Annotated in this window: 13 protein-coding genes; 7 read left to right on the forward strand and 6 right to left on the reverse strand. The window is 37.0% G+C overall.

Going from position 1 to position 15,035, the window contains the following annotated elements:
- Positions 1 to 237: 237 nt before the first annotated feature.
- The 3 genes from MHH71_RS09365 to MHH71_RS09375 are packed head-to-tail and all read left to right on the forward strand — an operon-like array spanning position 238 to position 5,694.
- Positions 238 to 2,157 carry a putative thiazole-containing bacteriocin maturation protein gene (locus MHH71_RS09365; RefSeq protein WP_018781104.1) on the forward strand — a complete coding sequence of 640 codons (1,920 nt, stop codon included), beginning with the start codon at positions 238 to 240 and terminating at the stop codon, positions 2,155 to 2,157.
- The gene (locus MHH71_RS09370) at positions 2,157 to 4,106 is read left to right on the forward strand and encodes a TOMM precursor leader peptide-binding protein (protein ID WP_006094000.1); all 1,950 of its coding nucleotides are present in this window, start codon (positions 2,157 to 2,159) and stop codon (positions 4,104 to 4,106) included. Before MHH71_RS09365 ends, MHH71_RS09370 begins: the two co-directional genes overlap by 1 nt.
- Positions 4,107 to 4,128: 22 nt before the next feature.
- Positions 4,129 to 5,694, forward strand: a complete 1,566-nt coding sequence (locus tag MHH71_RS09375; RefSeq protein WP_006093999.1) for a SagB family peptide dehydrogenase — start codon at positions 4,129 to 4,131, stop codon at positions 5,692 to 5,694.
- 268 nt (positions 5,695 to 5,962) lie between these two features.
- Here MHH71_RS09375 and MHH71_RS09380 read toward each other — a convergent pair whose 3' ends face one another.
- Both MHH71_RS09380 and MHH71_RS09385 read right to left on the reverse strand, forming a co-directional pair.
- Complete coding sequence (locus MHH71_RS09380) at positions 5,963 to 6,373, reverse strand: DUF3908 family protein (RefSeq protein ID WP_003203224.1); 411 nt, start codon at positions 6,371 to 6,373, stop codon at positions 5,963 to 5,965.
- 186 nt (positions 6,374 to 6,559) lie between these two features.
- A complete protein-coding gene (locus tag MHH71_RS09385) occupies positions 6,560 to 7,894 on the reverse strand; it encodes an FAD-dependent oxidoreductase (RefSeq protein WP_006093998.1) in 1,335 nt (444 codons plus the stop codon).
- Between the two features lie 452 nt (positions 7,895 to 8,346).
- On the opposite strand from MHH71_RS09385, the gene MHH71_RS09390 reads away from it, so the two are divergent.
- Positions 8,347 to 8,778, forward strand: coding sequence for a hypothetical protein (locus MHH71_RS09390; RefSeq protein ID WP_018781107.1), 432 nt, complete (start codon positions 8,347 to 8,349; stop codon positions 8,776 to 8,778).
- A 326-nt stretch (positions 8,779 to 9,104) separates the two neighbouring features.
- Here MHH71_RS09390 and MHH71_RS09395 read toward each other — a convergent pair whose 3' ends face one another.
- Both MHH71_RS09395 and MHH71_RS09400 read right to left on the reverse strand, forming a co-directional pair.
- Positions 9,105 to 10,364 carry a TcaA 3rd/4th domain-containing protein gene (locus MHH71_RS09395; RefSeq protein ID WP_033798740.1) on the reverse strand — a complete coding sequence of 420 codons (1,260 nt, stop codon included), beginning with the start codon at positions 10,362 to 10,364 and terminating at the stop codon, positions 9,105 to 9,107.
- A 19-nt stretch (positions 10,365 to 10,383) separates the two neighbouring features.
- Positions 10,384 to 11,184 (reverse strand): zinc ribbon domain-containing protein, encoded by an 801-nt coding sequence (locus tag MHH71_RS09400; protein WP_006093995.1) that lies wholly within the window; start codon positions 11,182 to 11,184, stop codon positions 10,384 to 10,386.
- A gap of 173 nt (positions 11,185 to 11,357) precedes the next feature.
- On the opposite strand from MHH71_RS09400, the gene MHH71_RS09405 reads away from it, so the two are divergent.
- A complete protein-coding gene (locus MHH71_RS09405) occupies positions 11,358 to 12,200 on the forward strand; it encodes a hypothetical protein (RefSeq protein ID WP_006093994.1) in 843 nt (280 codons plus the stop codon).
- Positions 12,201 to 12,214: 14 nt separating this feature from the next.
- Here MHH71_RS09405 and MHH71_RS09410 read toward each other — a convergent pair whose 3' ends face one another.
- Positions 12,215 to 12,898, reverse strand: coding sequence for a DUF2278 family protein (locus MHH71_RS09410; RefSeq protein ID WP_006093993.1), 684 nt, complete (start codon positions 12,896 to 12,898; stop codon positions 12,215 to 12,217).
- A 100-nt stretch (positions 12,899 to 12,998) separates the two neighbouring features.
- Positions 12,999 to 14,495 (reverse strand): L-lactate permease, encoded by a 1,497-nt coding sequence (locus MHH71_RS09415; RefSeq protein WP_006093992.1) that lies wholly within the window; start codon positions 14,493 to 14,495, stop codon positions 12,999 to 13,001.
- A 164-nt stretch (positions 14,496 to 14,659) separates the two neighbouring features.
- Between MHH71_RS09415 and MHH71_RS09420 the strand changes: the two genes are divergently transcribed.
- Positions 14,660 to 14,848 (forward strand): DUF4240 domain-containing protein, encoded by a 189-nt coding sequence (locus MHH71_RS09420; RefSeq protein ID WP_306472975.1) that lies wholly within the window; start codon positions 14,660 to 14,662, stop codon positions 14,846 to 14,848.
- A complete protein-coding gene (locus MHH71_RS09425) occupies positions 14,772 to 14,966 on the forward strand; it encodes a hypothetical protein (protein WP_006093991.1) in 195 nt (64 codons plus the stop codon). Before MHH71_RS09420 ends, MHH71_RS09425 begins: the two co-directional genes overlap by 77 nt.
- Positions 14,967 to 15,035: the final 69 nt, after the last annotated feature.

Consider the following 15,035-nt stretch of genomic DNA (forward strand, 5'->3'; position numbering starts at 1 on the left):
GCCATGCATAGAAGCGATCAGATCCCCTTCCTGCCCCATGTCAACAAATGAAAACAAGTAGCGATCCCCTTTTCTTCTTCGTAGCAGCGACTTATATATCGAAAAATCAAAATGAGTTTATATATTACACGGATACGCTAAAATACTAATAATCTTTTAGAACTCATAAAGGACAACTCACAATACATACACTGATAACGTATGTCTAGAACAAATTTACTGATAAGGAGGAACACAATGAGTACTCTCACAGCTTCCACAAAGCTAAAAATGAACAAGGATACCTTTTTCCTCCCCGACTCAAACGGGGGTGTCTATTTTCGAAACAACTCCAGTTCATTCCGAATGCAAGGTAATGGTATCTATGAATGGATTGAAAAATTAATGCCTATGTTTAATGGAGAACATACTTTGGAAGAACTAACAAGCGGACTCCCCCTCCCTTATCAAAATAGAGTTTTTGAACTTGGAGAACTTTTGCACGAAAATGGTTTTGTACGTGATGTAAGTCAAGATTCCCCTCACCAGTTAGAGGATGCCTTACTTGAGAGATACGCATCGCAAATCGATTTTTTAGAGACTTCCTCTCATTCAGGTGCCTTGAAATTTCAAATGTATCGACAAGCGAAGGTCTTAGCAATTGGATCTGGCTCTATTTTCACTTCATTAGTTTATTCTTTACTTGAATCTGGTTTACCTGAGTTTCACTGTCTTATTACCGACTCTACCGCAACAAATCGCTCTCGATTAATTGAGATTGTACAAAAAGCCCATGATGCTGATCAAAATGTACTTGTTCAAGAAATAGATACAACGATAGATCGTTCCTTGCAGGAAATTTTTCAACATTTTGATTGGATTCTATATGTATCTCAAAATGGAAATATTGAAAAATTAAGAGCGATCCACGCGATTTGTAGAGAAGAAAAGAAAAACTTTCTTCCTGCTTTATGTTTGGAGCAAGTAGGCTTAGCTGGTCCTGTCATTACTACAGAATCTGAAGAATGCTGGGAATCTGCATGGCGACGCGTACATGAGACTGCCCTTCAAAAAGATCAACTATTAGAGCCTTTCTCTCCAATCGCTGGGGCTATGTTAGCAAACATTATCGTTTTTGAGTTATTCAAAAATATTACAGGCGCTTCAAATAGAGAGCAAAATAAACAATTCTTTTTACTAAATTTTGAAACGCTAGAAGGCAGCTGGCACACTTTCATCAAACACCCACTTATAACAACAAAAAACTTTACAATAGAAACGATACAAGACATTGATGAAACTCTCAAAAGACATTCAAACCAAAGCCCTTCGAATGAACTTTTTCGCTTTTTTGACCAATTAACCTCAAACAAATCTGGAATTTTTCACATATGGGATGAACAAGACCTAAAACAATTACCGTTATCTCAGTGCTATGCTCAAGTTCCGAATCCATTATCAGAAGGACCTACTACGCTCCTGCCTACCATAATTTGCGGCGGATTGACTCATGATGAAGCACGCCGCGAAGCAGGTCTAACCGGAATTGAAACATATGTAACTCAAATGGTTCATTTCCTTATTCCTGAACAAGATGGATTCATTGGAATTGGGGCTGGGGAAACAATGTTAGAGGGCGTGTACCGTGCACTACAAAATCATTTAACACACACATTACAAATGAGGCAGTTGACCAAAACAGAAGAAATTACACAACTACAATTAACAGAGATTCACGACAAACACTGCCAATTTTATTTACGTGCACTCTCCGCGATACATGGGGAACCAATGGTAGGAATTGGTGAAGATGTGCTAGGTTTTCCTGTGGTTTGGATCGGTGTACACAACCAGTGGTACGGTAGTACTGACTTAAATATAACATTAGCACTAAGAAATGCATTACAACAAGTACTACTTCATGTCCAAAATCAAGAAGTTCCCTATAAATCCAATATATTATTGGACTCCTCTATCCTTTTACACAGTGCAGAATCGTTTAGGGTTGAAATACAAAAAGAAGAAGAAATGCCACAATTAGAATCCTTGCAATTAGCCTTACAAAATTTAAAAGAGCATAAACTTCATCCCTTCGTCCTCGACCTAGCAATTGAACCCTTTTTAAAAGAAGGATTAGGCGGTGTAGTTGGTGTGGTAATCAAAGAGGAGGTAGAATGATGAATCGAAAAATATTAATCATAGGAGATGGCATACTAGCAGACTATGTAAATCAACAATTATCCGCTCACTATCCAATTATTCATCAACATACACTTGAAGAAAAACTCCCAGAAAATATCTATCTTGCTCTCGTATTACACGATGGTTCTCCTCCCTCTATACATCATGAAGCTGAAGAAATATTTCGCTCCGCTAACATTCCATGGCTTCGGGGCTTTACTTCATTTGGTGAGGGTATCATTGGTCCTTATGTTAGACCCGATAAGGCAGGGTGCTCCCATTGTGCTGATGCACGGCGTTTCATAGCTGGCTTTGACCAAAAAGAAATGTGGGAGCTACAGCGGAAATATTCCTTAAAAACAGATGATGCCATACAGCGAGATGTATGTGCAACGCAAACTGGGTTACTACAAATGTGTCAGCTTATTCATGCTGAAACGGAGAAGATAGTAACAAAAGGGCATACCTCTTTAGCTGAAGAACTAATTTTACTTAACATGCAAACCTTTCAATGTTCACGTCATTCATTTCTTCCTGATCCTCTATGCCCAATGTGTAGCACATTACCTGATGACACTGCAACGGATGCCTACATTTCACTCCAATCAAGTTTTAAAACTGGCAATGACAGTTATCGTTGTCGTTCTATTGAAGATTTAAATACATTTTTGACTAAAGATTATTTAGATTATCGGACTGGACTTTTAAATGGGAAAATGCAGCATTCCTTATTACCATTTGCTGATGTTATTGTAAATATGCCGTTACTTTTAGGAAATGAAGGAGTTGCAGGCCGAACACATTCATTCAAGGCGAGCGAAGCAACTGCTATTTTAGAAGGGTTAGAGAGATATTGTGGAATGACCCCTCGCGGGAAACGGACAAATGTTCATGGTAGCTACCGAGAGTTAGAAGATACAGCCATCAATCCTCTCACAATCGGTGTACATACAGATGAACATTATAAAAAAACAGATTTCCCATTTAAACCGTTTGATCCTGATTATCCTCAAGACTGGGTATGGGGTTATTCTTTATCACAAAATCGTCCCATCTTAGTTCCAGAATCGATTGCATATTATAGCCTAGGACACAGGGACGCTTTTGTTTATGAAACTTCAAACGGCTGTGCAATTGGAGGTAGTTTAGAAGAAGCGATTTTCCATGGCATTTTAGAAATAGTCGAACGCGATGCTTTCTTGCTAACTTGGTATGCACAATTACCACTTCCCCGCCTTGATCTAGCTTCTGCGGACGACGTGGAACTACAATTGATGATTGAACGAATGCGCACGATTACAGGCTATGATTTACATGTTTTTGATGCAACGATGGAGCATGGTATTCCAAGTATATGGGCAATTGCAAAAAATACAAAACAAGATGGAATGAATCTCGTCTGTGCAGGTGGTGCCCACATGGAACCAATGCGAGCTGTTAAAAATGCTATCCATGAATTAGCGGGTATGTTACTTACAATGGATGAAAAATTTGAAGCAAGTAAACAAAAATACGAACAATGTTTACGTGATCCCTATCTTGTCACCCAAATGGATGATCATAGTATGGTATATGGTTTACCAGAAGCCGAAGAACGCCTTCAATTTTTATTGAATAACAATCGGTCTGTACAAACATTTCAACAAATGAATCAGTTAAGATCTATCGATAGGGATCTAACTTCGGACCTTCGCCATCTTTTAGATCGACTACATCACTCAGGCCTTGAAGTCATCGTCATTGACCAAACTGTTCCTCTCATACGAAAGAACGGATTATATTGTGTGAAAGTACTAATTCCTGGTATGTTACCAATGACATTTGGACATCAACTTACTCGCACAACAGGACTACAAAGAGTACTTACCGTACCACTGGAACTTGGATATACCAATGAGCCACTTACATTTGAACAACTTAATCCACATCCTCATCCGTTTCCATAAGTCACAATAAGGAGGTAGATTGATGCAACTAGAAACATTTCTACACCATTTGCATTTTTCCATTGATGAAATCATGCCCCAAGACAAGGAAATTAACTGGGCTGATGCCCCCCTTCCCTATAAACTATACCGTAATCTACCTGTCATTCCTCTTTCTCTAGAGGTACCGCTAACATTGCGAGATCAAAATCTGTCTAAAGAACCCACTCTCGAGCAAATCGGACATTGTCTCTGGTATACATTTGGCCTAACTCAATTGTGTCAGCCTTCCCTCGGCTTAGAAGAACAAAATACAACAAATATATACCGAAGATTTATTCCTTCTGGAGGAGCTCTATATCCAAATGAACTATATTTGTATTTAAAAATGTATCATTGTCCACAGGGAATCTATCATTATGACGCAGCACATCATCGTCTCGTATTACTGCGTGAAGGAAATTTTGACTCTTATCTCACGGAGGCACTTGGAAATCGCTGCAATCTATCTGCTTGCTTCGGCACCGCCTTTGTATCAACAATGTTTTGGAAAAATTTCTTTAAATATAATAACTTTTCCTATCGTCTCCAAGGTCTAGATACTGGTGTCCTCATCGGCCAATTACTAGAAGTCTCTAAACAATTCGGCTATACATCTGGTGTATATTTTCAATTTCTTGATAGAGCCATTAATCATTTACTCGGACTATCGGAGCAAGAAGAAAGTGTGTATGCAGTTATCCCATTATCTAACCACCCTGCAGAAGAATGGTTTCATCCAAATAATACAGTCGCAAACGTTACTTCTTATGAACTCTCACAGCAGCTTCCTATTTTAGAGCATGAACATTTTGTTCGCTCAAAGAACTTTACTGATCACCCTCTAATAACAACAATGAATGCAGCATCTATGCTAGATTCAACTGAACAATTTCGAACTGTGACAGAAGAGGCAACTGTTCCACATCACACACAAACTTTGACACTCCCCAGAGTAGAGCGATTATCATACGATTTCGCAACAGCTTGTCAAAAACGTTATTCACCTGATTTAGATTTTGTCTTAAGGAAAATAAGCGATACGCAACTAGCTACTTTGCTTCAAGAAGCAACTCTTTCCTTTCCTTATCAAAATGATTTAGACGGAGCACATATAAAGAAAAAATCACGTGTCTCACTATACGGATGCTTTTATAACGTAGACGGTTTGCCAAATGGTGCCTATTCCTACGACAGTAATGCTCATACATTAGAAAAAATTCAATTAGGAGATCTCCGCTATCCTTTACAATCCGGTATGACAATGGACAATGTAAATCTCTTTCAAGTACCACTCTGTTTACATGTAATAGGAAATAAAGATTATTTAAAAAACGATTTAGGTTATAGAGGATATCGAATTCAACAAATGGAAGCTGGAATGCTCGTCCAAAAACTTGTCTTAGCAGCCTCAGCTATGGATATGGGAGGTCACCCGCTCTTAGGATTTGATGCAAACTTATGTGACAAACTGTATGAAACTGATACAAAAAGAAAAACGACCCTTATTCAAATTCCAGTTGGTCCCTATCGCCATCGCACTTGGTTAAAAGGATATTTGCATAGCTAAAAACACGCCCTGCGCTCAGTACACTGTGCTGGCAAAGGGCGTGTTTTTGAAGGGATTTTATATAAATCCATTTTGATTTTTCAACATGTAAATTGCTGCTACGAAAAACAAAAGGTACCTTACACTCGCTTTCTCCCTCTGTTTTCACTTGGCATGGGGCAGAAAAAGGATCTGACCGCTTCTATGCATGGCTGGATGCTCTCTCCTACCTAAAAAGAAGGGGTTTTGTCGTTTTTAATTTGGATTTATATAAGACCTGCTTTCACTACTAAATTACTTTAAAGATACTCTTAATCTGTCTTGCAAACAACCAATTCTTCGTTCCGCAGTTATCATTTAAACTATCTAGCATAATAGAATTCCCATTAGAGAACTTCAACTCTAATGTTGTATTTTTATCATTTGTTTTTAGGCTTATATCTGTAATATTCTCATACTTTAATTTTTCAACTTTAATATACTCTTCTTGCACCTGACCAATGACAACATGATCTTGGAAAAAGAAGAACACTTCCGCTTTTTTTCCAAAGCAAAATACATTTTTCGGGTAAATTAATGTAGCGTTATCAATCGCAATGCATAGTTCCTTTATTTCTTGGACAATTTCTCCAAAGTCCTCCTCATGTCTTGCGTTTGACTCTGCAATCCACTCTTCTACTGTTCTCATATTTATTGCCATTTCTTATCCTCCATCATCATTCATTACTAGCTTGTTTCTATCGTATTTTTATGTATGTAAAAAATAAATACTATATGAAAATATAATAGATACGTACTACATTTTTCAAGGACAAATATGATTTTATATATCTTTTTTATAATTCGGTGTTTTCGAAATAAAAAAATAGCACTTCTATAAGAAGTACTATTCCGCTCGCCGCGCTGCTTGTTGAACTGGATCCCAAACACTGTTATATGGCGGTGCATAACTTAAATCGACATCTTCTAAATCATGAATGCTCATTTTATGAAAGAGCGCCATTGCAATAACATCGATTCGTTTATCCACGCCTTCTTCTCCGATCACTTGTCCGCCTAATAGTTGTTTTGTATCAGAACGATACACTAATTTCACATAAAGCGGCGTTGCATTTGGATAATAGCCAGCCATACTGGTTGCATCTACTTTCACCGTTTTATATGGTATTTTCAATCCGCTTGCTTCTTTTTCACTTAAACCCGTTCTCGCTAAAGTGAGTCCCATAAATTTAATAATGCTCGTACCGAGAGTGCCTTTAAACGCTCTTCGTTTATCAACCATATTCAATCCTGCAAGACGCCCTTGCTTATTTGCAGTTGTACCGATTGGAATATGATCATGCGTTTCTTTTATGATGTGATAATGCGTTGCACAATCTCCTGCTGCATAGATATCTTCCACATTCGTTTGCATATAAGCATTTACTTCTATAGCCCCTTTTTTGTTCGTACGAATCGCTGTTCCGTTAACAAACTCTGTGTTTGGCTGCACGCCAACTGATACTAGAATGAGATCCGTTTTATACGTTCCTTTATCTGTTTCAACAAATTCAACTTTCTCTTTCCCCTTAAATGCTTTTACATTTTCATTTGTTAAAATTTCAATATTATATTTTGCTGCTTCTTCATGTATATATGCTGCCATATCGGCATCATAAATTGTGCCAATATGTTCATTTCGCTCAATCATTCGCACCTTTTTCCCAAGCTCTCCAAATGTTTCAGCCATTTCAAGACCAATTGCCCCGCCGCCAATAATGGTTACTTGCTCAACATTCTGTTCCTGTAAGGTCTCCAATATTCTATGGGCATCCGGAATTGTTTTTAAAAGATGAACACCTTGCAGGTTGTTTCCTTCCCAGTCCGGCATAACAGGTCTAACTCCTGTCGCAATTAGCAAGCGATCATATTTATATTGAAATGCCTCGTTTTCACTTGTATGTATACCATGCACAATTTTGTTTTCAGTATCAATTTTCGTTACTTCATGGTGTGTTTTCGCATCAATTCCATACTTATCACGAAATGTGCTAATGTCTCGTGCAATTAATTTTTCAGTAGCAGCAATCACACCGCTAATAACGTACGGAAGTCCACACTGCGCATATGAATATATTTCACCTTTTTCTAACGTTACAACTTTTGCTTCTTTATCATTTCTAACAATTTGCATAGCCGCACTCATGCCAGCTGCATCTCCGCCAATGATTACATAGTTCACAAAATCACTCCTTTGTACAGTCTCTATCGTTTACATTCTCCAGATTCACTGTAAATAAATCCTTTTTTCTATAAGTAGCTTATACAAAGTATATGTTTTCTCCCTTTTGTTTATAAATGAAACCACTTCGTCCAAATATAATAACGCATACCTTTGTATATACATTTTGATTTTCCAACATATAAGTCGCGGCTATACATACAAAAAGAGCCTTGCACTCATTTTCTCCCTTTATTTTCACTTGGCATGGGGCTCAAAAAGGCTCTGACCGCTTCTTTGCTTGGCCGGATCCTCTCTCACACCTAAAAAAGAATGGTTTTCTATCAGTTTTTCAATTTATATTCATATATTTTTAAACATCCTTTGAACACTATAGGTAAAGCGTCGTGTCCCATAAACCTAATTATTAATATGCTATAACAATCGCAATGGAAAGTAGGTGAAAAGAATCAATGTGCAGTAATTTTCTTATCTCTACTCCTGCTGAACCCAAAGTTGTCCAACCACTGGAACAAGAATTCAGTATTAGTGCAACACTTTACGGTGCACAGGCTTGGTCGGCTGATAGCGATACCTTTTTTCAAGAAATTTGGAAATCCACCCTGTTTGCATCCACCTCTCAGCCTGACGATGCTGTCTATCCACTTGGTATTCTAAAGATTATCAACCTCTCTTACGACACAATAACAGTTGTAACATCAAAAAAATTAAACAGTAGACTGGAGATTACAGTTCCACCGAATTCGGAAGCCATACTTTCTTCCAGTTCTTTAGCCGATGTCCAGGCTAGTACAACTGGCAGAGCAAGCAGAGTCAATTTTCTCTTTCATATCTTTTTTTCTCGCGAACCAGCTAGAACTTCCCTCATGCCATTACAGAAATAACAAAGAGGTAATCTTGCCTTTAAATTCTTCTATATTTTTCAACCGGAATAATGTAATCATTACCATGACACATAAAAGGATTTGTTACATGAAATACAAACACATAAAGTGAAACTTTAATCAGTGTGGGTTTTCTTCCCCCACTGATTATTAGCCCTCATCAATCGGGCTTTTACGGGCAGTTGGCCCCCCACCTATCTTCCTCGTTTCTCTCTAAATCTTGAGGTGGTGGTCTTACTGCCCGTTAATGCGGGATAAATAAAAAAAGTACATCACCATTATCGTTGATGTACCTTTCATTTCTACAACATAAAAAATGATAATGCCTACTCCTTTGTCTTCATAAGCTCAATATTATACGTCTCCACATCATTCAACTCTCCTGTATAATACGGATTTTCACGATACCACGACTGCTTTAAAAAGTATGATTGCATATCTTTCGTTTGAAAAACATGCCCATGCCGAGCATATATTTCATTTCTCGCGATCCGCAATTGTTCTTTTGTTAAAATGTTTAGCTCTGCGCTTGTTAACTTACGAATATGACTATCAGGAAAGAAAAATCCGTTATATACATATTTTGTTGTCACAGTTGATGGAGAAGAAGATGTTTCTTGTTTTTCAGGCTTCTTCTGAAACGAAAGTGTATAATATTGACTTGTTGATATATTTTCCACCTTTGTTTGTTCTTTTCCATTTGCACCTTCTTTTTCTAAATAAATAGAGACGCTTCCATCTGTAGCTACTGGTCCCCACTTAAACTCTTCCCCCACCAATGTCGTAATCGGTTTCTGGTTCGCATATAATGTTGCTCCCACTACATTTGTTTGAATGGTAATGTAGTGACCTTTTAACGATAAGTCAACTGTTACATTATTTTGATTTTGTTTCATAAGTACAACCTTTTCTTTACGCGTTAGCTTCACATAATCATTTTTAAACTCTGATTGAAACGTTTGAATACCTGGGAAAAATGGTCCATATTGCTTTTCAAACATTTTATCAGTTGTCTTATCTAACTCTTTTCCATTTATTTTTAACAACGCATCTTTTTCATTCGTAAGGAGCGTTGCATAATAGGTTTTTGCTTTCAATTTATATCGATCAAATAGAAAGAGGTATTTTCCATCCTTCGTTAATACAAAATCGACTTTTTCTACATCATTTTGCTTCTTCTTTTGCTGTTGTATAGAAGCTTTTAAATCATTAACATAGGACGGATATTCTTTTATATACGAAAACAACGGTCTTACACTCTCTTTATCTACTACAAATTGTGGGTCATCTGTTGTAACAATATCAATGAATTTTTCCGTATCTCTGTCTTGTAAAATCGTAACCATTCTATCAATTTGTGCTTCTGCAGAATAATACTTTGTTCCATACAGGTATGCGCCGCCAAAACCGACAATAAAAAGAATCACAAGCACAATCCATATTTTCTTCCCCTTGCTCATTTTCTTTCGTATCTGTGGTTCCTTTTCGTTCCCTACTCGCTGGTGCTCATCTCTTCTAGCCCCACACTTTTGACAAAATTGCACGTCATCCATTACCTGTGAACCGCATTTTGCACAAACGTTCATCCATTCATCCACCTTTTCATTAGAAGTTTGTTAAACCTCCAGTTAAGGTATCAAGTATTGTTTTTATATAGGACCAAAGCACAATCCAGCTCGCAATTGAAATCAAAATATTTGCGATAATAAGTGTATACACTGGATCTAATCCACCTCTGTCTAACTTTAATATGGAAACAATTGTGCAAATCGTCATCCCTGTTACAGCGAATCCTAAAAATAGTGGAGATAGGAAGCCTAACAAAAAGCTAAATAACAATGCAAGAATAAGTATAGCGACAACCGGTGTTGAAATTGTTCCCCATACCCCTAATGCTTCTAAAAAAGAAAAAGATGATTTCATGAGCTTTCCACTTACAAAAATTATACCCCCAACAAATAGAAATAAAATTAATAAAAATAAAAAGACCTTAGCTGATTCCCCGAAAAAAGAAGGCTGTTCTTCAGGTACAAATCCAGCCCTACTTATAATTCCAGTTGCAATTGCTGCCGTTGCACTCATCAACCGGTAAAACATACAAGCAAAAAAGAAACAAATAAGAACAAGACTTGTAATCCCATTCCTTACCTCAATATGTCCACTTTTCATAATTGCTGTTGGAGCTTTTAATGCATTCTTAAAAAACTGAATGTAATCACTTGCAAATTGCTTTGCTTGCTCTACCGTTTCATTCGAACGGTTTTCCTGTACAGGTGCTGGTTGGGACAACTGCTGTTCCCCCTGTTCTGCATGATGCTCTACAGCTTGCTCCATAAGTGAATGTCCACAATGACCACAGAATTTCGCTTCACTTGCATGCTCAGTTTTACACTCTGGACACATCATCCTACCATCTCCCTTGCATGTATCTTCTAAGCTGCTACAAATTCAATATATGTATAAGGACAGAAAACATGCCTACAAGAAAAAGCTATATATGCTATACATTTCCACCCTATCTATTCTAGTAATCTATTCACAAAGTGGTATGATAAACAGTAGTAAAATACATAGATTGGATGAAGAATATGGAACTAGCATACTCAATTTTTCATATATTCCTTAAAAGCTTAATACAATTTTTTTCATTACTTGGTGTTATCATTTTAGTTGGTTTTCTATTAGGATATTTAGAATCTCTTACACGAACGTATTGGACGAGGGCTTTTGGTAGAAAAGGCTTCCTTTTATCAGCTTGGATTGGTGTTCCTATTCATGAATTAGGACATGCGATTATGTGTGTCGTATTTAGGCATCAAATTGTGGCAATGCAGCTCTTTCCAACCAATACAAATAACGGTTATTTAGGTTATGTCAGGCATCAATATAATCAAAGAAGTATATATCAACGAATAGGAAATTTCTTCATCGGAATTGCTCCTATTTTCTCGGGAATGGCCGCCTTGATCCTTCTTATGTATTATTTCGTACCACAATCTTATTCGGTCTTTATACATGCTCTTGAAACAAATACTCAAACCGCTTCTATCAATATCGATATGTTACAAAATATTTTATTATCAGCCATTCTCTTATTAAAAAGTCTCTTTACAGTTAACAACTTATTTAATCCTTTGTTTTGGCTTTTTCTTTTTATCGCGATTTGTATCTCTGCACATATTGCCTTGAGCAAGCCGGATATAGAAGGTTCATTAGACGGTGTAATTACTATATTTATCGTTCTTTTCCTCTTCAATGCAATAGCAGGTCTATTTCATTATGATAGTAATCAACTAATAGGGAATGTAGTGAAATATAATATGTATGTACTTGCTTTCTCTAGTATTGCCATACTATTTTCATGTATCGCTGTATGTATCAGCTTTATTTTCTACAAAATTAAAACAGCTAGTTCGAGATGAACTAGCTGTTTTAATTAATTTTTGCTCTTATAGTTGCAATGCTCCACCGGAATCCGCGCATGTCCCTCTTCGTCTGTACACCAAGACTGCGACTGAAATGCGAGGAAAATGCCAACCCATTGCTGCTTTTTCTCAAAATGGATGAATAGGCCACCATCTTGCCATGTGCCATCATCCCCTTGCCACTTCTCCACATTTCCTTGATTCATATGAATATCATGTATCCCATTACCAGGTTTAAAATGAAAATATCGATCAGGTGTATCATTTTCTGGACCCCATCGTTCTCCAAATGCATAAATAATTGCCTTTTCCTCTATCGCTCGTTTTATATAGTGTTCTATTTTTTCATTTAAATCGTTGTCAGCTCCCGATTTTTCTGGCGGCAAAGGAATCATCTGTTTTGACTCAAATAAATTTCCCCGCACATAATCTAAAGCCACCTTTGGTTCATTATTTTTCACTTCTGTAAAACCAAAAGGTAATGTCGGTAAAATCGTAATAGCTTCTGATTTAATATTTTCACTTGCAAAATATAATACTTCTGATGGATAGCTCTGCGATTTCACATTAATTGCAATCCGGTAATCTACTCCCGATTCATCTTGCAAATGAACTTGATAATGAGGTGTTTTCCCTTTTCCAATCATAGATTGTAGTGCGGTACCTTTTAAAACGCCATAGTTTTTTAAGGGCATGGGATCATCTCCTCTTCATGTAATGGAAACACTTGTTCTTTTATAAATTATCCACTAACAAACAAAAATCCTCCTAAAGTAGAGGATTTCATCAAATATTTCATCGCAATACATACCAACCTGCAACTTCCACCACCACAATTAACACCGCTCCAAAAATCATAAGCGTTGTCTTCTTTAGTAGTTCATTCTCACGAAATGGAATATTACATAAATAGGCCCCAAGCGTAATCCGTGACGGGCAAGCAATTGTCGCTACGGATGATGCTGTATTTTGCAAAGTCGTAACATATTGCCACGGAAGTCCTACATTCTGCGCCGTTTGCATTTGTAGTTTAATAAACATCGCATTTGATCCTGCGTTACTTCCCGTTAAAAAACCACCAATTGCACCGATGAACGGGGCAACGAAGACAAATAATGTTCCAAATGTACTTCCTGCTGCTTCTGCTAATAATGTATGCATACCCGCGGCACCCATCAATTCTGAAATAGCAATGAACATTGTCGTTGTAATCGCAAACGGTATCCATTGTTTAATCGTTTGCGATAAAGACTGTTTTATAATAGAAGAAGGAATACGGAAAAAAACGATGGTAAATAAACATGTAATCCCAAGCCAAAATCCCGGTGAATATAATAACGCTAGTTTGTAAGAATACGATGGTAAATCAAGAATCGCGTAAGATTGTAGCATATTATGTAACGACGGAATGAGACGAGAAAGTAAAATACAAACTGTTAAAAATAAATAAGGGCTTATAATTTTCACGATAGAAACTTCTCGCTGCGTCGTGGCAGCATGCTCCGATAAAAACCCCTTTCCTTGCCTCGCTGTCATCTTAATGATAAGAAAGCCAAATGTAATCGTTACGATGGAACTTAAAATCCCGGCTAGTTCAACGCTTACGTATGCATTAGACAGATAGATTGATATAGAAAATAAGAGAAAAAAACCGAACCCTTCCTTCCATTTTTCCTTCACCGCTTGCCAACCACCAACTACATACAAAGAAAGTAAGACAAAGTATGCAAAAAAAGGAATACTGAGTAATGCTGTACTAGATCCTAAGTTTACTAATGGCATATTGATAAGCTGCGATCCAATAATTGTCCCTGTTGCCATCGCACCCCAGGAACTCGCCAATAAACCGATAAACGATAACAAGACTGCTTGGAACGGTTTATAACCAAGCGAAAGAAAAATAGGAGCTGCCACCATAAAACCAATTCCAAATCCGCTCACTGATTCGATAAGTGGACAAATTCCAAAGCACATTAAGAGCATTTGTAATAATCGATCATGTGTAACTTGTTCGATAAAACGTGCAACTTGATCGATATACCCCATTTTGTTCATGAGGTGAAATAAAAGAATACCAAAAAACAGAACATACCCTACAATAAAACAAATTAACCCGCCCTTAATTGTTGCATGCATGACCTCTCCCATTTGCAGTCGAAACATTGGCGTTAGTAAAACGATTCCAGTACATACAACATAAGAAATCAGCGAGGCTTTCAGCGATGTTTGCTTAAATACAAATAAACAAATGAAAATCATCATAATTGGAATAAGGGCTAACCATACAGCCATACCATCATCTCGTTTCTTATAAGATACAATTGTAACTATTATATAATAGATGTCAGAATATTCAATTCGTTTTATAACAGTTTTTCACTATTCTTTATCAAGTGAATGATCGAAAAAACGATACACTACAAGAAATACTATATTCCTCAAAAGGGGTTATAGATATGAACAAAGGACAATTTTGGCAGCTGATTTCAGAAATGAATCAAAAAGAGGAAACGAGCGAATGGCTGGTGGAACACTTAACTTCTCAGCCCACGGGCGAAATTGCAGATTATGAAATCCATTTCCAAACTGCTCTTAAAAGAAACGGGAGATACAGAATGGGACGACGATATTTGGGATACATTTGATTCCTTATTAGATGAAAAGGGACATGATTCATCTATGCCTGAAATTGAGTTCGATTGGGAAGAAGACGATGAAGAAGGATTAGCAAAACGTTTTGGTGAAAATCCTTTATTATATTAACTGAATAAATTCAAAATACTCGTATATGAAATGGTATAATTTACATAATGAATTCCATTTTATAAAGTG

The organism is Bacillus sp. FSL H8-0534 (assembly GCF_038005885.1).
In the GTDB taxonomy this organism is placed as follows: Bacteria; Bacillota; Bacilli; order Bacillales; family Bacillaceae_G; genus Bacillus_A; species Bacillus_A pseudomycoides.

Bases quoted from the DNA above. Each gene is read 5' to 3' on its own strand.
- MHH71_RS09365 (WP_018781104.1), top strand. From the start codon at position 238: ATGAGTACTCTCACAGCTTCCACAAAGCTAAAAATGAACAAGGATACC.
- MHH71_RS09370 (WP_006094000.1), top strand. From the start codon at position 2,157: ATGAATCGAAAAATATTAATCATAGGAGATGGCATACTAGCAGACTAT.
- MHH71_RS09375 (WP_006093999.1), top strand. From the start codon at position 4,129: ATGCAACTAGAAACATTTCTACACCATTTGCATTTTTCCATTGATGAA.
- MHH71_RS09380 (WP_003203224.1), bottom strand. From the start codon at position 6,373: ATGGCAATAAATATGAGAACAGTAGAAGAGTGGATTGCAGAGTCAAAC.
- MHH71_RS09390 (WP_018781107.1), top strand. From the start codon at position 8,347: ATGTGCAGTAATTTTCTTATCTCTACTCCTGCTGAACCCAAAGTTGTC.
- MHH71_RS09395 (WP_033798740.1), bottom strand. From the start codon at position 10,364: ATGAACGTTTGTGCAAAATGCGGTTCACAGGTAATGGATGACGTGCAA.
- MHH71_RS09400 (WP_006093995.1), bottom strand. From the start codon at position 11,184: ATGATGTGTCCAGAGTGTAAAACTGAGCATGCAAGTGAAGCGAAATTC.
- MHH71_RS09405 (WP_006093994.1), top strand. From the start codon at position 11,358: ATGAAGAATATGGAACTAGCATACTCAATTTTTCATATATTCCTTAAA.
- MHH71_RS09410 (WP_006093993.1), bottom strand. From the start codon at position 12,898: ATGCCCTTAAAAAACTATGGCGTTTTAAAAGGTACCGCACTACAATCT.
- MHH71_RS09415 (WP_006093992.1), bottom strand. From the start codon at position 14,495: ATGGCTGTATGGTTAGCCCTTATTCCAATTATGATGATTTTCATTTGT.
- MHH71_RS09420 (WP_306472975.1), top strand. From the start codon at position 14,660: ATGAACAAAGGACAATTTTGGCAGCTGATTTCAGAAATGAATCAAAAA.
- MHH71_RS09425 (WP_006093991.1), top strand. From the start codon at position 14,772: ATGAAATCCATTTCCAAACTGCTCTTAAAAGAAACGGGAGATACAGAA.